The sequence below is a fragment of the Martinezella sp. CNPSo 3795 genome (assembly GCF_057784475.1).
Genome location: NZ_JBXSOQ010000001.1, coordinates 995,192 through 1,018,186 on the forward strand (window position 1 = coordinate 995,192; position 22,995 = coordinate 1,018,186).

At 57.6% G+C, this 22,995-nt stretch carries 18 protein-coding genes; 13 read left to right on the forward strand and 5 right to left on the reverse strand.

Annotated features, from left to right (window positions below):
- Nucleotides 1–12 precede the first annotated feature (12 nt).
- From AC13QY_RS04575 to AC13QY_RS04585, 3 genes are read left to right on the forward strand one after another with little or no spacing between them, the layout of a single operon-like run.
- Nucleotides 13–2,001 carry a glycosyltransferase family 4 protein gene (locus AC13QY_RS04575; RefSeq protein WP_488492753.1) on the forward strand — a complete coding sequence of 663 codons (1,989 nt, stop codon included), beginning with the start codon at nucleotides 13–15 and terminating at the stop codon, nucleotides 1,999–2,001.
- Nucleotides 1,979–2,956: a hypothetical protein gene (locus tag AC13QY_RS04580; RefSeq protein WP_113351141.1), complete on the forward strand. Its 978-nt coding sequence runs from the start codon at nucleotides 1,979–1,981 to the stop codon at nucleotides 2,954–2,956. Before AC13QY_RS04575 ends, AC13QY_RS04580 begins: the two co-directional genes overlap by 23 nt.
- Nucleotides 2,953–3,798, forward strand: a complete 846-nt coding sequence (locus tag AC13QY_RS04585) for a tetratricopeptide repeat protein (RefSeq protein ID WP_113351142.1) — start codon at nucleotides 2,953–2,955, stop codon at nucleotides 3,796–3,798. Before AC13QY_RS04580 ends, AC13QY_RS04585 begins: the two co-directional genes overlap by 4 nt.
- An 8-nt stretch (nucleotides 3,799–3,806) precedes the next feature.
- On the opposite strand, the gene AC13QY_RS04590 is transcribed toward AC13QY_RS04585, so the two are convergent.
- Nucleotides 3,807–5,018 carry a KpsE/RkpR family capsule polysaccharide export protein gene (locus tag AC13QY_RS04590; RefSeq protein WP_488492742.1) on the reverse strand — a complete coding sequence of 404 codons (1,212 nt, stop codon included), beginning with the start codon at nucleotides 5,016–5,018 and terminating at the stop codon, nucleotides 3,807–3,809.
- Nucleotides 5,019–5,182: 164 nt separating this feature from the next.
- Between AC13QY_RS04590 and AC13QY_RS04595 the strand changes: the two genes are divergently transcribed.
- Nucleotides 5,183–5,992 (forward strand): ABC transporter permease, encoded by an 810-nt coding sequence (locus AC13QY_RS04595; RefSeq protein ID WP_113351144.1) that lies wholly within the window; start codon nucleotides 5,183–5,185, stop codon nucleotides 5,990–5,992.
- A 28-nt stretch (nucleotides 5,993–6,020) separates the two neighbouring features.
- Here AC13QY_RS04595 and AC13QY_RS04600 read toward each other — a convergent pair whose 3' ends face one another.
- From AC13QY_RS04600 to AC13QY_RS04615, 4 genes are all read right to left on the reverse strand, one after another.
- Nucleotides 6,021–7,139 carry a hypothetical protein gene (locus tag AC13QY_RS04600; RefSeq protein ID WP_113351145.1) on the reverse strand — a complete coding sequence of 373 codons (1,119 nt, stop codon included), beginning with the start codon at nucleotides 7,137–7,139 and terminating at the stop codon, nucleotides 6,021–6,023.
- 62 nt (nucleotides 7,140–7,201) lie between these two features.
- Nucleotides 7,202–8,314, reverse strand: a complete 1,113-nt coding sequence (locus tag AC13QY_RS04605) for an FkbM family methyltransferase (RefSeq protein ID WP_233788764.1) — start codon at nucleotides 8,312–8,314, stop codon at nucleotides 7,202–7,204.
- Nucleotides 8,315–8,323: 9 nt separating this feature from the next.
- The gene (locus AC13QY_RS04610) at nucleotides 8,324–9,691 is read right to left on the reverse strand and encodes a glycosyltransferase family 4 protein (protein WP_488492743.1); all 1,368 of its coding nucleotides are present in this window, start codon (nucleotides 9,689–9,691) and stop codon (nucleotides 8,324–8,326) included.
- Nucleotides 9,688–11,730 (reverse strand): capsule polysaccharide biogenesis protein, encoded by a 2,043-nt coding sequence (locus AC13QY_RS04615; protein ID WP_233788766.1) that lies wholly within the window; start codon nucleotides 11,728–11,730, stop codon nucleotides 9,688–9,690. The genes AC13QY_RS04610 and AC13QY_RS04615 overlap by 4 nt, the downstream gene beginning before the upstream one ends.
- An 858-nt stretch (nucleotides 11,731–12,588) precedes the next feature.
- Here AC13QY_RS04615 and AC13QY_RS04620 point away from each other — a divergent pair.
- The 9 genes from AC13QY_RS04620 (at nucleotide 12,589) to AC13QY_RS04660 (ending at nucleotide 22,938) form a co-directional block, all read left to right on the forward strand.
- On the forward strand, nucleotides 12,589–13,656 hold the full coding sequence (locus tag AC13QY_RS04620; RefSeq protein ID WP_233788767.1) for a KpsE/RkpR family capsule polysaccharide export protein: 1,068 nt from the start codon (nucleotides 12,589–12,591) through the stop codon (nucleotides 13,654–13,656).
- Between the two features lie 62 nt (nucleotides 13,657–13,718).
- On the forward strand, nucleotides 13,719–14,387 hold the full coding sequence (locus AC13QY_RS04625; RefSeq protein ID WP_246661130.1) for an ABC transporter ATP-binding protein: 669 nt from the start codon (nucleotides 13,719–13,721) through the stop codon (nucleotides 14,385–14,387).
- Between the two features lie 734 nt (nucleotides 14,388–15,121).
- Nucleotides 15,122–16,051 carry a helix-turn-helix transcriptional regulator gene (locus tag AC13QY_RS04630; RefSeq protein ID WP_229002144.1) on the forward strand — a complete coding sequence of 310 codons (930 nt, stop codon included), beginning with the start codon at nucleotides 15,122–15,124 and terminating at the stop codon, nucleotides 16,049–16,051.
- A gap of 171 nt (nucleotides 16,052–16,222) precedes the next feature.
- Nucleotides 16,223–17,281, forward strand: coding sequence for a polysaccharide biosynthesis/export family protein (locus AC13QY_RS04635; protein ID WP_488492744.1), 1,059 nt, complete (start codon nucleotides 16,223–16,225; stop codon nucleotides 17,279–17,281).
- 121 nt (nucleotides 17,282–17,402) lie between these two features.
- A complete protein-coding gene (locus AC13QY_RS04640; RefSeq protein ID WP_246661131.1) occupies nucleotides 17,403–18,266 on the forward strand; it encodes an FkbM family methyltransferase in 864 nt (287 codons plus the stop codon).
- Nucleotides 18,267–18,300: 34 nt separating this feature from the next.
- The gene (locus tag AC13QY_RS04645) at nucleotides 18,301–19,632 is read left to right on the forward strand and encodes a glycosyltransferase family 4 protein (RefSeq protein WP_113351152.1); all 1,332 of its coding nucleotides are present in this window, start codon (nucleotides 18,301–18,303) and stop codon (nucleotides 19,630–19,632) included.
- 18 nt (nucleotides 19,633–19,650) lie between these two features.
- Entirely contained in the window at nucleotides 19,651–20,706 is a 1,056-nt protein-coding gene (locus AC13QY_RS04650) for a hypothetical protein (RefSeq protein WP_113332672.1), read from the forward strand.
- A gap of 238 nt (nucleotides 20,707–20,944) precedes the next feature.
- A complete protein-coding gene (locus tag AC13QY_RS04655; RefSeq protein WP_113351201.1) occupies nucleotides 20,945–21,676 on the forward strand; it encodes a response regulator in 732 nt (243 codons plus the stop codon).
- Entirely contained in the window at nucleotides 21,673–22,938 is a 1,266-nt protein-coding gene (locus AC13QY_RS04660; protein WP_113351153.1) for an ATP-binding protein, read from the forward strand. Before AC13QY_RS04655 ends, AC13QY_RS04660 begins: the two co-directional genes overlap by 4 nt.
- The last annotated feature ends 57 nt before the right edge of the window (nucleotides 22,939–22,995 follow it).

The following is a 22,995-nucleotide window of genomic DNA, read 5'->3' on the forward strand; positions in this document are numbered from 1 at the left end:
GTGACCCATAACATGGTCGGCCGGCAGAATGCCTATGTGGCTTTTGCTTGGGAAGAGCTCGAATTTCCGCAATATCTGGTCGACCGTTTCAACCGCGATCTCGACCTTGTGACTGTCATTTCAAACTTCGTCCATGAAAGTTTCGAGCGTTCCGGCGTCACGATACCGGTGGAAGTTACAGGAAATGGCTGTGATCATCTTTCGGCCATTGCGGACGATGTGCCACCTCCGCTGCCCGACGGCGGTCGCCGGCGCATTCTGCATGTATCTTCCTGCTTTCCGCGCAAGGGCGTCGATGTTCTGGTCGACGCATTCCTGAACAGTTTCCGCGCGGATGACCCGGTGGAGCTGGTCATCAAGACTTTTCCGAATCCGAACAATATCTTGGCATCTGTTCTGGCCGACCGGCGTGACAGGCTCGCCGAGGCCCCCCTCATCACCATCATCGAGCAACACTATAGTCCAAGCCAGCTTCACGCGCTGTATCGTTCGGCCGCAATGTTGGTGGCACCAAGCAGAGGTGAGGGCTTCGGCTTGCCGTTGGCGGAGGCCATGCTACTCGATGTTCCGGTCGTTACCACGAATTACAGCGGTCAGCTCGATTTCTGCCGTCCCGATACGGCGTGGCTCATCGACTGCCATATGTCGGCGTCGCAGGCTCATGTGGCAGGCTCTCATAGTCTGTGGGCGGAACCCTCCGTAGAACATCTGGGAATGCAGATGCGCGCCGTGCTCGATCGGCCCGATGAGGCTTGCAGCAGGACGGAGAGGGCGAAATCATTGCTGAAAGCGCATTTCAGCTGGAGATCGGTCGCTATCCGCACCTTGAGCGCTCTTACGAAATCCGCTCGGGCAGCGGCTCAGCCACGGCGCGAATGGACCATCGATCTTATCTCCTCCTGGCAACAGCAATGCGGCATCGCCACTTATTCGCAGCATCTCTATAATACGCCCGCATTCGAAGACAGGATCGATCATATTTTCGCCCGGCGTATCATGGACGATGCATTGCCCGAAGTGCCCGTTGACAGTACCGAGGCTGCGCCGCGCAGTTTGTCGCGGTTGTGGGGCTATGATCTTGCTTCGCTCAAACGTCTGGCAGGAAGGCTGGAGCAGGCACGCGGCGATGTCTTGTGGATGCAGCATCATCCGGGGCATTTCTCAACACCGGATATGGAATTGCTGGCTCAGCCGATCGCGGCCACAAGTCATCGACTACGCGTGCTGACCATGCACAGCGTGAAAGAGGCGCTACGCGGCGGAACACTCGGTTGGACCCGCGCGTTCGACATCGTCTTCCTGCATTCGGCAGAGGATGCCGCAGCTGTTTCTGCGGCTGGCCACCCGAACCCGATCGTCATGCCGCACGGCGTTCTCTTGGTGCCAGAAGATGCACCAGCACCCGACCCGTCACATTTCACTATTGGTTCCTTCGGGTTCCTGATGCCTCATAAGAATATTGATCGTCTGGTCTTGGCTTTTGCGGAGGCATTGAACTATGAGCCGAGACTTCGCCTCAAGCTGTTCAACTGTACCGTACCCAACGACGAATCGCGCGCGGCACGGGCCATGATCGAAAATCTGATCGCCTATCTTGGACTATCCGACAAGGTTTCCGCGCGCTTCGACTTCATTCCTGAAGGAGAACTGCGCCGTGAACTGATGACCTGCGATCTGCTTTCGTTCCTTTACGGCCATTCGACTGAAACGGCGACCGGGGCAGCGCGTATCGCAATGAGCGTTGACCGGCCGCTGCTTTGCTCTCGCTCGCCGGTTCTGCGCGATTTATGGCCATTCAGCCATGTCGTGAAGAGCACCGAGATAGAATGCATCGCCGAGGCTCTGCTCAGCCTTGCTCAAAATCCTGCGCTGCTCTCGATGCTGGATCGAGACCGCAGGCAGTCAGCCCATTGGTATTCCTATCCGCGCATCGCTGCGCGGCATGTCACAGCCATCGAGAAGATGTTGGGGGGCAATATTGACCATCGCCGAGTTGCATAGACAGCCTTTGAGCGTTCTGCCGAAAGACGTGTTCTCCCTACCCGCGGAATCCTTTGTCGATGCCTGGGCAAAAGCATTGGACCTGACAGAGATCGATCTACCAGCAGATGATCGCCTTTCGCTTGCGAACGCCATCCGCGGCGGCACCAATCGGCTGCGTATAGTTGACGCGCTGAAGGCTCGCCGTCCTATCCCGCAATCATTGAACAGCTTGTCCGGCCTGCATGCATTGCGTCGGGAACCAGACCAGTTCGCCATGCTGGAGAATTTCGTTCGCTTCGCAAGAGACGATGATGCCGCTTTCCTGCGCTATGCCTTTTCGCGGATTTGCGGCCGCGATCCGACATCAGCTGAGCGGTTGGGGATGGAGTTCGATCTCAGGCGCGGTGTCCTTACGCGAAACGCCGTCGTTAAGCGGATTGTCGCCATCGCGCGCCGGGATGGTCAAACCGCCTATTGGGATACGCTGTTGCCGGAGGACGATGATGGTGCGCGGGATGTACTCGATTCATCCAACGCGAACATCTCCCCGTCTGGATTGTTGGTCAATCCGGATGGTCAGGCAATGCTCGTCCTCGTGCGTGAGGTCGAAAACGTCGGCTGGATGATTGCTCCGGATCTCCTGTGCCAGCCGCTGCAGATCAATGACGGCACGTGGGCCGTGCATTCCGGCTGGCTGTTGACAGGTCCCAAGCGCAGCATGGCAGAAGGCGAATGGTTGCTGGATCTCGACATTATCCAGCCGCAAACGGCCAAACTCGATATCGAGATCGTCGCCAATTCGGGTCTCGATTTTATACAGGTCATGACGCTGGTTGGTTCGTTCACCGGAGCCGTGTGTGTGGCCATCAAGCGGGAGCATCGCTTCATCGAATTGCGCGTTCGCATTCACGAGCGCTCTCCAGAAGACCGCTGGCTGCGTCCCCGCAACATTTCCATGCGGCGGGTATCATGAGACGAGAGCTGAGATTTGCATCCACGCTCCTGCGGGTCGGCCAAGCAGAAAAAGCGGCAACCAGAGTCGATACACCGGTCAATGCTCTCGCCGAGGCGGATGCCGCGCGCGACCGGCGCGATTGGGCGGCGGCCGCCTTCTATTATCAACAGGCGCTGGAGCAAAATCCCGCGCGAATATCACTGTATGTGCAGCTGGGTCATGCTCACAAGGAGAATGGCGATTTCGATGCGGCGCTCGACGCATATCAGCGCTTCCTCACGGGAGAGCCAGACGACGTCGACATTCACCTGCAGCTCGGCCACCTCTACAATCGGATGGATGACTGGGAATCCGCGCTTCCATGGTACGAGCAAGCCCATGTGCTCGCCCCCGATAATGCTGATGTCGCCGCTCATCTGGAGTCGGCACGTCTCAGGCTTTCGCGCATAGACATAGAACGCAAACGCCAGAATGCGATGGAACTGCTTCAGTCGCGGTGTTGGCGTCAGGCGCGGGCGCAATTGCGCGATCTGGTCGAGACGGATGGCGAAATCGACCTGATTGCCGTCTACGCCAATGCGACGAAGGAAGCCGGCGATTTCGATGAGGCGCTGAAGCTCTACGATGTCTATCGCGAATATGCGCAAAATCTCGATGCAGCGTCAGTGATCGACGTCGAAATCCAGACTGCACACCTGTACAAGGCCATGCGGGATATCGAAGCGGCATTGCGGTATTACATCCGCGCACGCGATGCGGAGTTTGGCCTCTATGGCCATGTCACGCCGGATTCGGTCGCGAGCCGAGAAATCCGCGCCTGCATGGCGGAGATTTATACCTGCTTCTGGCATGCCGATTGATATCGGCATCAGCCGCTTTCGTGATCCCTGATGGCGGTGACCATGAGCCAGCCCAGCAGATAGCAAAGACTCAGGGACTGAAAAACGACCGTAACGTTCTTCAGCGCATAAGGCATCTCTGCCTCGTCAGGCATCTGCGGTGGAACAACGACCTCAAGATAGAGCTGTTGGCGGCGGGCATCGGCTCGGGCTGCTTCGAGCGCATCGAGCGCGGCAACGAGCGCCTTGTTGGAAAACTCCCTCATCAGGACGAGACTTTCGTAATCTGCAATTCTGGGCGCGACGGATTTGTCGGATCCGACCATTTTTGCTCGCTCATTCTCGATCTGCTGCTCCAGTGCCGCGACCTGGCTCGTCAGAAAGGGAATGGAGTTACTATCCGGCGCAGTCTTGCGCGTCTCTGCAAGGCGTGCCCGCGTATTGGCGAGAGCGGACGTCAGATTGCTGATGAGATCGATCATCGACATGGAGCTGGCATTCGGATCGACCATCAGCTCCTTGTTTCTGAAGTTTGTTATGTTTCTTTGGGCATCAATGACCCGCTGCTGCGCCTGCTGCACCTCGCCATCGGCAAAGCGAACCGCATCGCCACGGGCGCGATTGTTGAGCCTGTCAAGAAGATCGCCGCCAAGTGCCAGCAATGAGGCGTTCATATCCGCGGCATCCTGCGCGTGAAAGGCTGTCGTCCGTAGGACGGTGATGCCTGTGGTGTCGTTGTGAATGACAGACACCCGGCTCGAATAGTAATTAAAGAGCTGTTCCTCGCTGTTGTTTTCCCAGAAGCGGGGAAAACGCGTCAGCCAGTCCGCCTGCGGACTGCCAAAAATAGCACGTACGGGAAGCTTTTCGGCAAGTTCCTTCAGCGCCTGGCGGGAGCGGATATATTCCTGCACGGAAAAAGTATCGTCCTGCGAGCGCGTTATCCCGCTGTTCTGCAGCAGAGAACCGAAGACATTGGAGGATGGCGGCGCGGCCATGCGGACGACGAAAGAGGATTCGGACACATAGATTGGAGCGGCGATGAATGCGTAATAGGCGCTGACCGCCAGGGTAGGGGCAACAACCGCTAGCAGATAAACGCTTAGACGGCCGTAACGCTTGCGACGCTTTCGGGCTCTTGCAGGTCCGGCAATCGAAGTTGCAATCACGCGGTGGAAAGGCTGCCGGCGCTGATCTGCATCGACTTTCTTGTTTTGGGTCTCGGGGTTAATCAGAGCCATGACCATGCCCTTTCTGATGATCGGCTGTCGTTGCAGATCCGCGAGCGGACGTCACGGACGCTAATTGTCCGAGCCCGGCGCAATGAAGATTGAGCGGTTGCCCTTCGCCGGTATCGTTGACCGACCGTCCGATGGAGACGGGGTAGCGACCAGGAGGGCTTCGGATGCATCAGGTATCGGCAAACGCGCGCGGAGGGTCGCAGTTCATTGACGGGTTGAAGATTCAGGGGCGCGTCCTTGGTGCGCTGATCATGCGCGAAATGCTCATACGCTACGGGCGGGAAAACATCGGCTTCCTGTGGCTTGCGCTGGAACCGATGATCCTGACCACGGGTGTCATGATCATGTGGACGCTGCTCAATCATGAGGCGCACGGATTGACCGTCGCGGCTTTCGTTTTGAGCGGCTACATGCCGCTGACGCTCTGGCGCCACATAACCGGTCACGCAGTTTCTTGTCTGCGTCAAAATCTGCCCTTGATGTACCATCGCCAAATCCGCCTGGCTGACGCCATAATCGCCCGGACGCTTCTTGAGACTGCCGGCACGACTGCTGCGCTCATCGTCGTCTACACGGTTGCGCGTTTGGCAAACATCATTCCGCCGTTCCAGGATCTTGCTCTGCTTTTGACAGGCTGGCTGTTCATGGCCTGGTTTTCCTTCGGCATCGGCCTTGTCTTTGCGGCTGCTTCGGAGCGTTTCGAATTCGTCGAGAAATTCATTCCGCCGTTCCAATATTTGACGCTGCCGATCTCCGGCATGTTCTTCATGGTGGCCTGGCTTCCCAGCGGCGCCCAGAAGCTGGCGCTCTATGTCCCTCTCGTTCATTGCTTCGAGCTTTTTCGAGCTGGTGTCTTCGGCGATACAGTACAGGCGTTTTATGATGTCGGATTTCTTCTGAAATGCTGCCTGTTCACTACCGCCTTCGGCCTGTTTCTGATCAACGTGGCGCGTAGACACATCAAGTACGAATGATGCAGCGATTGCGCCGCAATTCATGATGCTACTGCTGGGGAGCATAATAGGGCACCTGGGTCTGGAATTCCAAGGAACGCAGCAACGTTTCACGCAACTCCCTGCGGTTGTGCAAAGCATAGTGATTAAAAAAAGTTTCCGCTGATTCCGGTTCCCGCCCAAGAATCCAGCGAAACGCGGCAACGACATCGTGGGAATCGATCGGATCGCCGAAATGACTGTGGGCCGGACTGCTAATTTTTGCGAAAAGATAGGGTAATGCTCCATGCAGAATATCGAGGCTGAACCTATGAAGGTTTGGGTTCGACACGGTTGTCCGCGTGAAAGCGTCCATAAGGCCAGAATAATTGGTGAGGATCGAAATAAGGTCCCTGGACCGCGGCAGGCCTTCAAAGCCGCCGGCGTCGTGAAAGCGCTCTGCCATCTCTTTCCATACCTCGACCGAATAGTGCATCGGTGCAGGTCCATAAAGAGCGGTGTCATCGGAATAGAGATTAATAGGAGGCGTCAGTACACGGCTGTTTTCAATTTGATCCAGGCAGAAGTCGACAAGCATGCGCGACATCGGATAGCGCATCTGCCAGCGACAGAAGTCGATCATATAAGTGTTGCTATCAAGAAGTGTGCCACGATAATCGGCAGTGGGCGGAACATCCAGTAAAATCAGCTTCGTATTGGGAAGTTCCTGGTTCAGGAAAATGCAGAATTCTTGCATTCCTTCGATTACGGAAACCCAAAATTCGCGGCAGCCAAAAGGGATAATCTTGAAGATACTGAAGGCTTCCCGCTGCAGGTCTGGTCCCGCCTCCAGAAGTTCGTAAGGTACCGTCAGCAGGGTGTCCCTATAGCGCATGAGCGGAGCGCGCGTGATGCGGCAGAAATCGACTACAAGGATTTTCGGACAGGCTCGCTTCAGCCGCTCCCGGAAGCCTTTGCATGCTTCGAAATTCAGCTTCTTCTTGATCGGCTCGGGCCATGCTTCTATGGCTCTGATGCTGGCTTTCCGCTCGTTCATGAAGCTGGCAATGTTGATACCGTAGCAGAAAAACGAAATCTTGCGGCCCGCAAACGCGTAACGGACGAACTCTTCGCTCGGGCAAGAGCCGTAGTAGGCGATCTCCGCTATGTCATTTATGCGCTTGCTCAATCACGAACTCCGTATATCATGCCCACCGGCGACGGAGCCGCACAGCGAGGCGCTGGTGTGAACTAGAGAGCCGGCTCCCGTTGACGCCGTTTCTTTTCCTTCATTAAGCCCAGCGTCAGTCCAAGCCTCTGAAGGTTTTCGCTGACGTTGTCGGCGCGCTCTTCATGAACGGCAAGAATATTGCCCACCGTCCCGACCTGATAATTCACGTCTAGTTCCTCGGCTGACGTCATGTGGGTCAGTTTGTTTTGGGCGCTATTCCAAATGCGATAACCACATTGCGTGAGTTGTTGATGGATTTCTCCGGGCGTAGTTTTCGACAGAACGGCGAGCATGTCCCGGTTTATTTCCATCAAGAGCGACGGCTTGTGCGATGCGAGCGTTTTCAGCGCTCCCGTGAGAAACAGCCCTTCAGCACCCTCGATATCGATTTTCATGACATCGGGACGCAAACTACCGATGATATGATCGAGAGTCTCGACTTTAGTCACACGGCCGACCATGGCGCCGGCCGAATTCGTCACCAGCCGCGTCGCTCCGGCGTTGACAGTATCCTCGGCATCATTGAGCTGTAGTTCCCCTGCCACATCAGCTAGCGCAAGCTGGCGAACGCTAACGCGATCTTCAAAGCCGTTTTCCAGGATTGAACGGTTGAATAGATCCCACAGTTTCGGAAGCGGTTCGAAGGCAAGGACCGTTCCCTTGAAGGACGGTTGCGCTGCGACGGAGAGCGAGTAGTATCCAACATTGCCGCCGACATCGACAAACTGACCGGTCTCTGGCAAAATGGCCTTGACCAGATCAATATCGAATTTTTCGTATTCGCCGCTCATTATGCCGAAGGATATATGATATTGGCGTAGGTCAAGATACAGTTTGAAGTTGTACTTGGTCTCGAACAGAACGATAAGCGATTTCGGCACGAAATTGTTGAAAAGCAGTTCGCTATGGCGATGATGGAATTCGTGAGAGCTGAGAAAACGCCGACGATGCTCTTCAAGAGAAATGTCGGTCAGCTGCAATAGATTCTGTCCGATAACGTTACGTTCGTCCTCGTTCATTCCGCGACCGAGGATGAATTTGTAGCAGTTCTCAATGTCGTAAAAGCTTGTCACTTCGCTGCTCCCAGATATTGGATCAACCGTCTTTATCTCTTTGCTGTCTTTCGCCAGCACCGCCGCCTCTCACTGCAAAATCGCCGAGGTAGGGAATCTCTCGATACGCCGCGAAGCGCGTTGAGCAGCATGGCGTCGTGGCGAAAAATCGACCTCAATCAACGCCTCCAGATCATCGAAATGCGTATCCCACCCGCTTGATGACCCGGGCTTCATTCGGCGTTGCGGAGAGGCTGCAATCATATCCAGCGCGGCTCTCCAGCTCAGCCCGTCTAGGGGGTCCAGAAAGATGGCGGGCTGTCCGGCGGCAGCTTCGCGATGGGCGCTGATGTTGGAGGCGATGACCGGTGTGCCGAGCGCGATAGCCTCGGCGACAGGCATGCCATATCCCTCCGTGAAGGAAGGCGCGAGAAGGGCGGCCGCGCCCGCCACCAGCCGCGCCAAGGCGGCATCCTCCAGCCCCGGCACTTCGATGACGAGGCCGGGCAGGGCAGGGCATCGCTCCAGCATTGCCAGGATGTGGCTGTTTTCCCATCCCCTCTTGCCGACGATGACCAGCCGTGGCGCCTTCGGCCCGTCACGCTCAGCCAGATATTGCCACAGATGCAGCAACAACATGTGATTCTTGCGCGGTTCGATCGTTCCGAGCGTCACGAAATATGGCTGCTGTGGGCGCGGCATGTCCGATGACGGCGACAGGAAGCATTGTTCGACACCGGGAGGCAGGACGGCGATAGAGGGTAACTTTCGATTGCTTTCCTGGGCAAAGGTGCGCAAAGCGCGTGCCGTTACCTGGGAGTTGCAAAGCACCAGCGACGCATGTTTCAGCACCGTCTCCATCCTGCGGCGATGCCGCTCCGGCTCCTCGGGTCTAACGAATTCCGGATGCGATAGCGGAATGAGATCATGGACGTAGAAGACGCCGTTTCTGCCGGCTTCTCGAAGCCAGGAGAAAGCCGATGTCCGCTCCAGCCGGCTGTGTGATACGTGGACAAAAGAAGCCCTGTCCGGCAACGCCAGGCCATGAGCGAAATGATTGGCGACGGCATGCGCAATCTTGCGCAGCTTTTGCGTATGAGCCTCGCCTGCTTTTACTTCCGACGCCGACTGCCACCTGATCTTGCCATCGATGGCGGCGAAAATCCGTTCGAGAAGGGCGGACTGTGCGGGCGATATCTCCGTTGCTGCCCAGCGGCTATTGAGCATGGAGACCAACTTGTCTGCCCGCTCGGACGGAACGGTGACGGCGCTGTTATGACCGGTTTCGACAAACCACGACGGTGGCGGAAACGCACCGAGATCGGTCAAGGCAGTCCGTTTGCGGCGCTCGTTCAGCCAATTCGCATAATGAAGCTCATAGCGATCGATGCCGGTGGGCGTCGGGCAATGCGACCGTTCCATCAATCGCGAGATGTCCATAACGACCGGCTTCATCATTTTTTTCTCGCCTCGAGCATGTGGATGACCTGTGCCAGCCAGCGCCGCCGCGACGGATTGGGAGCGATGCCCTGGCGGGAACGATAGAGTTCGGCGACCACGTCTTCCGCCTCGCACGGGAGATTGGTGATGTTCGACCAATATCGCGGATAGAGGATGAGTGTGCCGGCGACGAGGGCGTCGAGCGTTAAAGCGCGCTTTCGCCGCAACGAAACGACCGAATCCCGTGTGAGGCCCCAGCCGGCATAGAAGGGGAGACCGTGACACCATACCGGCTTTTCTCGCAGCAGGGCTTCGAACCCGATCTGCGATGTTGCGACATGAACCTCGTCGACAACGCCGAGGAGATTGTCCAGATCGACATTGCCGATGACGAGATCGGCAGCTTCCGCCTCCGCCGGTGGCCATGGAGACGGATGTCGGCCAGCTGCCTTCGCCAGAAGATCGGGGTGTTGCTTGTAGATGATGAATGCCGCAGGTCTTGCGCGCCGGACGGCTTTGAGCAGTTCGATATCGGATGGATGACTTGCCATGCCGAACCGCAGCGAAGCATCGTTCGGCACCTGCCCGGCCACCAGAACGATATCGCGGCCTTCGGCCAGAGCACGATAATCCGGCGCCGGCTGCGGCGGCAGATTGTATTTGGTGATGCCCATCGAGACGATGGCCTGCCGCAAGCGCTTTGCGCGCGCAAGAAGCGCATCGTCGAAATTCGCCCCGTTCAGGATCGTCTCCAGCCGGCTTGGAGCTGAGGCATCGAAATAGATGCCTTGGTCGTCGAAGCAGAGCGAAGATGGGGGCACCAGCGAGCTGCCGAGGCCGGAGGAGCGAATGAAGCCATCTTCAACCCGAATGATCGGCAATCTCTTGCCCTGCTTCCACAAAATGGATTCATCGGGAGGAGTGGCGTTCCCCCAAAGGACGATGGTGTCCGCACTCTGAATCTCCGAGGCGCTCGGATTGGTGGCGAATTGCACCTGCGACCGGGGGCTGCTTAGATAGCTGCGCATGACCGCGCGTTTGTGAAGCGAAAAATTGACGCAAAGGTAACGGCCGGAGAGCGATCGGGCGCGCGTGCGCCATTCCAGCAGCCGTTCGACTGCTTGCTCTGCCGTGATCGGGCTGCGCGAGACGGGATCGACATAACGGGAATATTGAAAGAAAGCAGCAGCAGCAAACTCGTCTATGCTGACATGGCGTGCACGACGCGAGCGCGCCGTCGTTGCGACCGTGCCTACGGCGCGGTCCGCAGTCAGTCCCCAGCCGGCATAGGCGGGCATGCCGAAGGTAACGACAGGTATTTCCCGCAGAAGCGCTTCCAGCCCGAGTTGGCTTGATACGGTCCAGACCTCATCCACCATATCCAGCAGGGAATGCGTCGAGACAGGGCGGTCCACAAGCTGCACGCCTGCCGTTCGGGCGAGGGGTTGAAGAAAACCCCGAGCCTGGCCTGCGATGACGTCGGGATGGCATTTGACGATGATATCGGCATTTTCCACGGCAAGAGCCGCCGTCCACATTCTTGCGAAAGTCGCGGCATCGGCACCGGCGCTTTCCACAGCGTGATTTCCCATCACCTCGTCTACAAGCAGGATCCGTCTGCGACGGCTCCGGCGAAGCGAAATGCTCTCGTCCCGCAGCTGATTGTCTTGGGATAACCGTTCGCGAATGATCCATCGCCGCAGGTCGCGGGCGCGCTGAATATCCGTGTCGGATGGCGCATTTTGAAGCAGCGCCTCCAATCGGGAGGGCTGGCGGGCAGAAGAATGAATACCGAGATCGTCGGCGACGATGGAGACCGGCGATGTGGCGTCCTGACCGGTCGATTGCAGGAAGCCGCCCGCCACCGTCCAGAAGGGCAGACCTTGCACCTGCGCATAGAGGCGCGCCAGGCGGGCAAGCGGTCCGTCTCCCCAACTGACGACACCATCGGCGGCACCCATCGTCAATTCGATCGGCTTGAGCGAGGCGGAGAAGGCGGGGCCGATGAGAGGAAACCGTTGACGTGTCGGAAGGAAAGCGAGCAGTCGAGCGTTCATGGGGGGCAACCAGGACGGCTGCTCGTCTGCCTTTGTCGAGGACCGCGCCTCCTGGGGAAAGATCGTCGAATCTATGTGCATATAAGTCCCCCCAAAAGATGTTCGCTAAAAGCGACGGCTCGCGCCTGAACGAAACAGCCTGCGATGTCTGCTCACGGCTGGTTGCATGAGCGGAACCGCTTTGGGGGACATGAAACGCAACGGTAACTGGAGGACATCTTCCGGTATCGAAAATGGGAGGTTGCGCCGCCTACCCAGGAGAAATTTCAAGAGGCTTCGGCAAAACCGGCCGATGAACAGGTCTGGACGGCCATCCCAGGCAAGGTTACTGCCGATATGCTGCAAGATGCCTCCGAACTTTCCCATTCCGAATTCCTTGAACCAGCAATGAGGGTAAAACGGCTGATCGAATGGCAGTTATTGCCGCCACAATTCGGCCTCGCCATACGGATCGCGTCGCCAAAGTATTAATTGCGACAGAAGCCAAATTATTCTTGTTTCCGTATGTAAAAATTTCGAAAACGCGGAAATATATTTGACTTTCAAAGGATATATGGGAATCTCTTGCTAAATAAATTGCCATCGACATCGTCGTGCCCGTTGGTTGGGATGATGAGCCAAAACGATGGAAACCGGCTGACTGCGGTTGCTCAATCGGAGCTCCGGAAGGGCAGCGGCGGAGTGGTCCTCACCATTCCAAGAGAGATTTGATGGTCCCAAATGAGCCGTATCGAGAATAACAAGGAATTCACTGATTTCGTTAGGCTGGTGAATGCACGCTCATCCGGCGCCGTCATAGGTCAACCGGTTTCCTGGCCGCGTTCTGTCGCGCAATGGGCTCGATCACAATTGCTGTTATTGCTGATCGTCGTCGTTCCCGGCTTGCTCGGGGCGATTTATTACGGTTTCATCTGCTCCGATCAGTATGTTTCCGAAACTCAGTTCGTCGTGCGCAGCCCGAACAGGAACGCCGCTGGCCTGCTTAGCGGGTTCCTGCAGAGCACCGGATTCGTTCGCGCGCAGGATGACAGCTACATCGTCACCGAGTTCATCAAGTCGCGCGCCGCTGTCGACGCCTTGGTAAAGAGGGACGGTCTAATGGAAATCCTCTCTCGCCCCGAGGGAGATCTCCTCAGCCGCTACCCGCTGCCTTGGGCGGAAGCCAATAATGAGGAGTTGTATCGGCATTATCTTCGTTTCATCAATGTACACACCGACAGCGGCAGCGGCGTGACGACACTGGATGCACGCGCATTTCGTGCCGAAGACGCCTATCGCCTGGCCAATGCCCTGGTTCAGCACGCGGAAGAACTCATCAACCGTCTTAATGATCGGGCGCGCGAAGATGCCATCCGTTACGCGCAGATCGAGGTGAACGACAGCCAGACAAGACTGTCCAACATGCAAAAAAGCCTGACGGAATTCCGCAATCGCGAAGCGCTTGTCGACCCAAGCAAGCAATCGTCTGCCGCCTTGGACATGATTGCCCGTCTTTCGGATGATCTGGCCGACAGCAAGGCGCGTCTTTCTGCGCTGCAAGAACAGGCGCCGCAAAGTCCGCAAGGGGAGGCGCTGAGCGCGCGCGTGGCGGCGATGGAACGGCAGATCAGCGATGAACGGGCACGTATCGTCGGGAGTGACGGCTCGATGGCACCTCGCATCGCGCAATATGAGCAGCTGCTGCTGGAGAGGGAAATGGCAGCGAAGATGCTAACATCGGCGACCGTTTCCCTGGAAAATGCCAGGATCGATGCGCAGCGGCAACAATTGTATCTGGAGCGAATCGCCGATCCGAATTTGCCCGATCATGCGCTCTACCCGAAGCGCCTCGGTTCGTTTCTGATGCTGCTTGCGGTTTGTTTTGCGACCTTCTGGATCGTGCGATTCTTCATGATCCAGGTACACGAGCACGCGGCTCAGCAATGACCGGTCTCCCTTCCAGTCTCACGCAGATCACGTCCCCGGGGACGCCGGCGCCGAAGAGCGAAATGCCCTGGCACGAAGATGGCATTGTCGGCGTGTTCGACCTCGTCAAGGAATATGAGGTGCATGGCCGGATGCGCCGCGTGGTCGATGGCGTGACATTCAAGATTGGCCGCGGTGAAAAGATTGCCGTCCTCGGACACAATGGGGCCGGCAAGTCAACGCTCGTACGCATGATCGCTGGGATAGAGGAGCCGACGTCGGGCAAGGTCGTGCGCAACATGTCGATGTCGTGGCCCATTGCCTTGAGCGGTGGCTTCGGCGGTTCGATGACTGGCTACGACTGCATGCGCTTCCTGTCGCGCATCTATGACAAGCCGTTCGATGAAATTCGCGATGTGGTAGAGGATTTCAGTGAGCTTGGCCGCTATCTGCGCATGCCTCTCAGGACCTATTCCTCAGGCATGCGAGCGCGGCTCGCCTTCGGCATGTCGCTTGCCATCGATTTCGATTGCTATCTCATCGACGAGGTATTGGCGGTTGGCGATAAACGCTTCCAACTCCGCTGTTTTGAGGAGCTTTTCGTTAAACGCAAGGATCGCTCGATGATCATTGTGGGACATAATCTCAATGTGATCGGCGAGCTGTGCAAGTCGGCGCTCGTGTTGAAGAATGGCCGCGGCCGCGTTTTCGACGACATCGAAGCGGCATTTCGCATTTACTCCACTTTGTAAGCCGGCCGATGGTTGGTTGTGTGGATCGGCAACAGTAGTGCACGCCATGTTTGCAAATTGACACAATATCGAGCGGCGGAATGCACCGCGTTTAAGCGCTTGCCGGGGCCTGGTCGTATATAGATAGCGGCATTCCGGGCGCTGACGCAGGCTCCCAGCTAAACCTCATCATGTATTAGAATAATTGAAATGAATGTAGCGGGCAGATTGTTTTAGCTGCAAGCCAGCGTGTCCGCTTGGCTACTCCATTTTACCGGCCGACCTTGTGCACGCAACAAACCTCCGACAATTCGATCGAGGTAAATTAGTAACTACTTCTGCAACCTGTGCCCGTAGACATGTCGAATATATTTGCCGAGAGCGATTATTTTGTCCGATATCGTCGCTCGGGATTTTCAACCTGTGGCCGCGCTACGAAGAGGTAGGAATCTGTATAACATCGTCACTATCTGTACTGTCGCGCTAAAATTCATCGTGCTAATTTAATTATAAGTAATGCAACTTGCGATGAATGGTCTTGCTTCTCGAAGTGGGCGCGAGAGCAAAGGAATGGAGTCGTCAAAACGAACGCTAGAAAAAAGTAGCCTAGATAGAAATCACGTGTTAGCGATGGCTAATATGCAACCTGAGATTTTGAGTAGGATTAGCGGATGGCGATGTTGGAAAGAGTTGTCGAGCAATGCGTTGGCACTTTCGAGGTGTATTCCCGGGATGCAATCATTCGCAACCTTGACATGCTTGAACCAAACTGGAAATGGGCGGTTCCTTCGGAAACCTCAGGCGATTATTCCTTCAAATTCAGCAAGCAACCGCTTCAGTCGGCCTCGATCATAAGCGCCGAGCATTCGGCCGGCCTCGAGGGAACCGCGAAGCAGGACTTGCCGCGCGTCAGCATCGTATTTGTTCTCGCGGGGGAAATAGAGATCAATCACCGGCGGATGCGCAAGTCCTTGCGCATTCCTGCCAATTATGTCGCCAGCATCAGCGATCGGGCGGGCAAGCGGCTGGAGATTAAGCCGCGCAGCTCCTGGCTGCTGTTTCAGATCCCGGAATCCGTAATCCGCCAGCATTTCGAGGAGCTGACCGGCAAGCCCTATGTGCAGGAATTTGCGCTGGCACCGGTGAGCTTCCGTCAAGGCGGCGCGCAAGGGCTCTATCAAACGCTGCGCCAGGCCGAGAAGGATTTGACGACCGCTCGCCAGACCGAACGGATGATGCTCGCCAAGGCTTACAGCGAACTCCTGCTGGTCAAGCTGTTTGCCAAGCTGCCGCACAATCTGTCCGATGCCTTCAATCGCGGCACGCTTGAAAACGCGCCACGGCAGCTCCTGAGGGCGGAGGCGTTCATGCGCGACAATCTGCACAACGCCATCATGCTGGAGGATCTCGCGAACGCCGCGAGCTGCAGCCCGCGAGCGCTGCAACGCATGTTCAAGACCTACCGTGGCGATACGCCCATGGGAATCCTCTGCAACTACCGGCTGGCTGCGGCGCATGGCGCCATCAAGGGTGGTCAGGCCGAAAGCATCACCGATCTCGCCATGAGCCTGCAATTCTCCAATCCCGGGCGATTCTCCGTGCTCTACAAGCACGCTTATGGCTCCAGTCCTTCGTCGATCCTTCGTTTTACCCGGGAGCGCAGCGACGATGCCGGAACGGCCTAGCCTGCCTCGCGCGAGAATACCTCGCCAAAACTGCCTCCATGCCATTCAGGATCGTCGATGCCGTTGAAGTTCGGATTATTGTGCGTTCTCGCCTGCGTTCTTACGGGCTGTGGACTACCGGAGGCCGGCCCCAAGGCCTCCCGCATATTGGAGGAAGCGGCCGCGCGCGCTATGCCACCATTCGCGGTTGTTGATGTGACGTCGACGGCGATGGTCAAGAGCGTCGCTCGACCGGTAGCCAGCTTCGCGGCATATTTCGGTGAGGGCGCACGCGATCCCGGCCTCAGGATCGCGGTTGGTGATGTCGTTTCCGTCAGCCTTTGGGAAGCGCCTCCGGGGAGCTTGTTCGGGATGGCTTCGAGCGCTTCGGGGCAGCAACAGGCGACGGGTAGTTCAGTGACGATCCCGCCGCAAACCATCAACAGCGATGGCACAATCAGTATTCCCTATGTGGGCCGGATCACGGCTGCTGGCCGCACTCCGGCTTCGGTCGAAAAGGCGGTGGTTTCCGGCCTGATGGGCAAGGCGGTGCAGCCACAGGCGTTGGTGACCGTCCAGCAAAGCTCGTCGAACACAGTCACGGTTACAGGCGAGGTGGCCGGCGGTGCGCGCGTCGCGCTTTCGCCCGCCGGCAGCCGAGTACTCGATGCTATTGCCGCCGCGGGAGGACTGCGCGCCGGCGTCAACGACAGCGTCGTCTACCTGACGCGTGGCGGGCGAACAATGCATCTGCCTTTTACCGCGATTGTTCAAAATCCGCGCGAAAACGTGAGATTGCGGCCCGAAGACGTCGTCACTGTCGTGCGCGAGCCGACTACTTACACGATTCTTGGCGCATCAGGTCAGAATGGCGAAGTCCCCTTCAGCGTTCAGCATTTGACCATGGCGAATGCCGTTGCGCGTGCGGGAGGCTTGCAGGATACCCGCGCCGACGCGTCAGGCGTCTTCCTCTTCCGCTACGAGGCGCTTGAGGTTGCCCGCCGCATCGTTGCACCGAGCAATCCGTTGCTGCGCCGTGGTGGACCTGTCCCGATCGTATATCGGTTCAACCTAAAAAACGGCTCGACGCTGCTTGCGATGCAGAACTTCGAGGTTCAGCCGCGAGATATAATTTATATCTCCAATGCCTCGTCGATCGATATCCAGAAGTTCATGGGCCTCTTCCAGGGGGTTACCGGAACGGCTCTATCGGCAGCATCGGTCGGGATATCCGCGTCGGCAGCAAACTGAAGACGACTGAGCAGGGCGGGGACAGGCCGGAGGCGGTTAAGCTCGCTGGATTCGAGGGAGTTTCCTGATGTTGCCCGGCCTGCGGAATGCGTTACGGGCATGCAGGAACGAGAGAGGTACAATGAGTTCTTCGGCACTGCTACATCTTCATGAATTGATGGCGTTCGATCGCCATCAGGCCGAAACGGCCATCTTGCAGCGCGTGAACAGCGCCTACCTCGGAAACCACACGGCTTTGGTGCGCGTGCTTGGCCGCTACAAGCTTTATGTAGACACCCGAGACAGAGGTTTCGGATCCCATGTTCTTCTGGACGGTTTTTGGGAGATCTGGCTGACATTGTTCTGCGCGCGCAACGTCAAGCGCGGTATGACAGCGATCGATGTCGGTGCGAATTTTGGCTACTACTCCCTTCTGCTTGCCGAGCTCGTCGGCACAAGGGGCGAATTGATCGCCGTCGAGCCCAATCCCCATGCCGCCGATTTCCTGCGTCGCAGCGTCGAGCTCAACGGGCTGCTCGGACGGACGCGGATCGAAACATCAGCGCTTGGTGCAACGATATCGGATGAAGCCTCCTTATATGTACCCCATAACGAGCCGAAGAATGCGCTGATCGTTTCGGAGTTGTTTCAACCTCGCGCACAGGACGGTGTCGTCATCAAGGTCCCCTTGACGACCCTCGACGAGATGAGCGCCTCCTGCTCGCGTGTCGACTTCATCAAGATCGACGCGGAGGGGGCGGAGGAGGTCATACTCGAAGGAATGGCCGAGACCATTGCCCGCCATAAGCCGATGCTCGTGGTCGAATTCAATCCTGCCCGCTATGCCGACGCATCCGGTTTTCTCGAACGGCTAGCCGGCATCTACGGAGCAATGCGGCGCCTCGATTTCAGCGGCGAGGCGGTTCCCATCACCAGCGAAGACCTGCTTTCGAAATACGGGGCCGACGATTCGCTGCTCGTCCTGTCGCGTGACAAGCCGGCTTGAGAGTGACGAGGGATTTCCAGATGCTGAAGGAGAGATGGGAGTGAGCCAGACGATCCTTTACGACGGCCTCAATCTTTCTCTGCAAAAGGGCACAGGTGTTGCGACCTATACCCGCAGCCTGCTCTCGGCTTCGCGTTCGCTTGGTTATCAGACCGGGGTTGTCTACGGAATTCCGGGGAGGGTTCCGAAAGACCCGGTATTGCGGGAGGTTGTTCTCTTTGATGCATCCGGCGCCCGCCCGCGCGGAGCATTATCCGAAGCTCGGCATTGGCTGCGCCGTCGCATTGCCGCGCCCTTCGGTGTGAGACCGGTTCCGATCCCACTCGGCGGGACGGTTATTCTTAAATCTCTTCAGGCGCAACTCGGCGATGCGGCCCTGGCCTATGCTTCCAGCGACTTGTTCCATCTCGCGCGCCATCATTTCAAGCGCTACGGCAATAATCTCACAATGAAGTTCGAGGCTCGGCCGGATCTTCTCCATTGCACCTATCCGATGCCGATCGCGGTTAGGAAGGCGCTGAATATCTATACGATCCATGACCTGGTTCCCTTGCGGCTGCCCTATCTGACCGAGGACGACAAGCGCTATCACTACAAGATGCTGCGCTCCCTGGTCCGGCGGGCGGATCATATCGTGACGGTATCCGAAACGTCGCGGGCCGATATTATCAAAGTTCTTGGTGCCGATGAGGCACGCGTCAGCAATACCTATCAGGCCGTTCACGTGCCGGAGCGACTTCGCGAGAAACCGGTCGATGTGGTTGCGGATGAAGTCGCCGGCATCTTCCATCTCGATTGGAAGGGCTATTTCCTTTTCTTCGGCGCTTTCGAGCCGAAGAAGAACATTTCACGGCTGATCGAGGCCTATCTCGCCGCAAAGACATCCAAGCCGCTTATCATCGTCGGTGCTCCGGGATGGAAAGGCGAGGAAACGCGGCAGCTCATCGATGATGACCGGTTTCGCTTCTATCTTCGCGCGGAAGACCGCATCTTGCCGCAACGGCAGATCCAGCGCTTCGATTTCGTATCCTATCCCTTGCTGATCAGCCTGATCAGGGGAGCGCGGGCGGTGCTGTTTCCGTCGCTTTACGAAGGCTTCGGCCTGCCGGTGCTGGAATCCATGCAGCTTGGAACGCCGGTTCTGAGCTCTACGGAGGGATCGATCCCCGAAATAGCCGGAGATGCCGCGCTGCTGGTCGATCCTTATGACACGGAGGAGATGCGCAAGGCGATCGTCAGTCTGGATCAGGATGACGGGCTGTGTGCCTCTTTTGCCAAGTCCGGCCCCAGGCAGGCCGCCCGTTTTTCCACGGATCGATATCAACAGAAGGTGAGCGCGCTTTATGACAGCCTCTTCAACGGATAACCGCAGAAAGAGCGGATCATGACCATCCTCTTTGCATTCGGGATGCCGGGCGTCATGTCCTCGTGGGGTGTTGCCGCGGTGCATGCCCTGGCCCGCGAAGCCTTCGGCGATTACGCGATCATCGCAACCGACACGGTGGAGGACCTCAAGCAGCATGTCGTAGCGCGATCCGGCATGCATGCGGTTCTCGTCTCGCAATTTCCGGAAGCCAGGCTTTCGGAGTTGATCCTCAGGGTCAATGTGCCGTTTCTGTTGTTTCTTGAGGATCCGCTCGACGCGGTCTCATATCTGGCTCGAGCGACCGAGCAGCGGGATATCGGCTTGGTCAGGGCCGTCTCGGCCAGCCTTGCCTGCCTCGAGCCCCTGGCGGGGGCTTCCGGAGGGCTGGTCTTGCGTCGCAACGACATCGGTCAAAAGGGCAGCATAGATCTGCTTTTGAAGACGATAGACCGGCATTTCAGTACTGATCTCAAATTTGAGCAAATCGCGAATGCGCTGCTGCATGTCGGAATGGCGCCTGCCGGACAGCCGTCGCATGCCGAGCCGCCGAAACTGGAGGAGGCTGCGGCGGCGGTGATCGCGGGATATCTGATGCCGCAGGAGGCTGTCCCGGAGGTTAGCGAGGCACTGCGCGAGACGGCAAGGAAGGTTCTCCGCCCTCTGGAATTCGACCGCCGGGAAAGCTCGCGCGCCACGATTTTCTGGCCGCAAGAGACATTTCTGTCAGGCGACAGCCTGGGGCAGGCACTGGACGATCTTGTCGACCTCACCGGAGGAGCCCGGTGCCTCATCTATGGCCCCTATCTTCACTTGCCGCCAGGCCGCTGGAATGCGAAATTTGCCTTCGATGTCGACGAAGATTGTCAGGGGCAGATCCTCACCCTGGAGGTACATGCTGCCGAATTGCTAGGGAGGCTGCGTGTCTGCCCGGAAGGCACTGGCTCTTTCGAGGCGGCGGTGCCGGTCAATATTGTTGACCCACGTACGCCGATCGAAATTCGGCTGATGATGGACAGCGGTGCCATTGAAGGGCGGCTTTCCGCCTGGAGCGTCGAATGGCTGCGGGCGGCTTGACAGCCGTGTGGCGGACTGGCTTTGACGACCGCGGGTGAGCAACGGCTTTCGACGCGTTGACGCGTCATCGGCAGCGGATTCCGTTTTCCGCGCATTATTTTGTTACCCAATATTTCCAGTACCGGGAATTTTGTAAACGAACGTTTCTCGTTCAGATTTTTCCGTATTGGCGCCGCAAAACCCTTCTTTTCAGGCAATCCATAGTTTGTATAAGAATTGAGAAAACGGAATGAATCCTATGAACGTGAATGCCGCACCCGATGTTCTGATAGTCGATGACGACCACGAAATACGCTCCCTCCTAAGCAGATACCTCGAGGAGCAGGGTTTCCGCGTATCGACGGCAAGCGATCTGCGCGGATGCAACGATGCGCTCAACCGACGTCATCCCGATCTCCTCGTCCTGGATGTCATGCTTCCCGATGGGTCTGGCCTCGATCTTTGCCGCGATCTGCGAAATCGCCGTCCTCGGGTACCGGTCATTCTCCTGACCGCCCTGAAAGAAGATATAGATCGCATTCTCGGTCTCGAGATCGGCGCCGACGACTACCTCGGCAAGCCGTTCAATCCGCGCGAACTGGCCGCGCGCATCCGTGCGGTCCTGCGCCGCACGAACGAGGATTCCTCATTGGAGCCCGAGCAGAGGCGCTATCAGTTCGCGAACATGATGCTTGATCCGCAGCTTCGTCGGGTCAGCAGAGAGAGCGGCGAGGTGATTTCGTTGACGGGCGCCGAATTCGACCTTCTGAAGGCATTCCTGGAACGTGCTGGCCGGCTCCTGTCGCGTGATCAGCTGCTCGACCTGACGCAGGGACGTGATCGCGATCCGGCCGATCGCTCCATCGACGTCCTGATGAGCCGGTTGCGCCGCAAGCTTGGAGAAACGGTAGAAGAGCCCATCTTCAGGACGATCCGCAATGGAGGCTATCAGCTCGTCGTTCCGGTAACGGCCATCAAAGGCGATTCATGAGGTCGCTCGGCGCGCGCTTAGCGCTACTTTTGATGACCGCCATCGTTCTGGTCGTCATTTCCTCGTCTTTCGTAGCAAGCCTTGTCATGCGCGGACCGCGGCCGGACATGACGATCGAACGGATGGCCCACCAGCTTTCCATTCTTGCCACGTTCGCAGAGAAAGACAGAACCACCGCAGCATCGGCGGGATTGGTCGTTACCTCCGGACCCGCTGAAGGCCAACGCGACGAGGAGCTGTCGCGCTTCCTAATGGAAGCCCTGCTTCGAATATCCGGCATGCGCGAGGCCGTCATAGTACGCCAGTCGACGGGCGAGATGATCGCGTCGCTGAAGCTTTCCGACGGGAACTGGCTGATCATGCCGATGCCGGACCATGGCCCGCCGCCGGGCGGGTGGAAAATCCTTGTGGGATGGCTCGGTCTTATCATCATCGGCAGCGTGCTCGTCTCCATCTTTGCCGCCTCGAAGATCATGAAGCCGCTGCGTCTGCTGGAGGAGGCGGCGGCGGCGATCAATCCCGACGGTACCCTGCCGCATATAGCGGAAAGCGGACCGGGAGAAATCCGCGCGACCGCGCAGGCCCTCAATGGCCTGTCAGCACGGGTGAAGGCCGCCACGGAAAGCCGTATGCGGCTCGTTGCCGCCGCCGGACACGATCTGCGGACGCCGATGACCCGGATGCGCCTGCGGGCCGAGTTCATCCAGGATGATGAAGAGCGGCGTAAGTGGTTTGCTGATCTCGAGGAGCTCGACAGGATCGCCGACAGCGCGATAGGGCTGGTTCGGGAAGAAATTTCCAAGGACAGTCTGGAGCAGGTCAGGCTCGACAAGATCGTTGGCGATATCGTCACCGAGTTGAAAGCGATCGATATGAACGTCACGAGCGGCGAACTGGAGCAGGCAACGATCAGCGCAGGCCCTCTCGCCGTCACCCGAGCCTTGCGGAATCTGCTCATCAATGCGGCAACGCACGGCCAGTCGGCGACGGTGACGGTGACGCATCTTGGCAATAGAGCCGTTGTGCGAATTGTCGATACCGGGCCTGGTATTCCAGAGGATCGGCTCAATCAGGTGTTCGAACCCTTCTTCCGGATCGACATTGCAAGGCAAAGGTCTTTTCCGGGAGCAGGCCTTGGCATGGCCATTGCGCGTGAAATCGTTACCCGATTCGGGGGGGAAATCACGGTCCGTAACCGTCAGCCGCGTGGATTGGAGCAGGTCGTGTCGTTCAAGAGCGCCGGGGCCAAAGTCGCAAGCTAGAGCAATTCCAGGAAAAGTGCGAAGCGGTTTTCCGTCCGGAATTGCGTGAACCAAAGA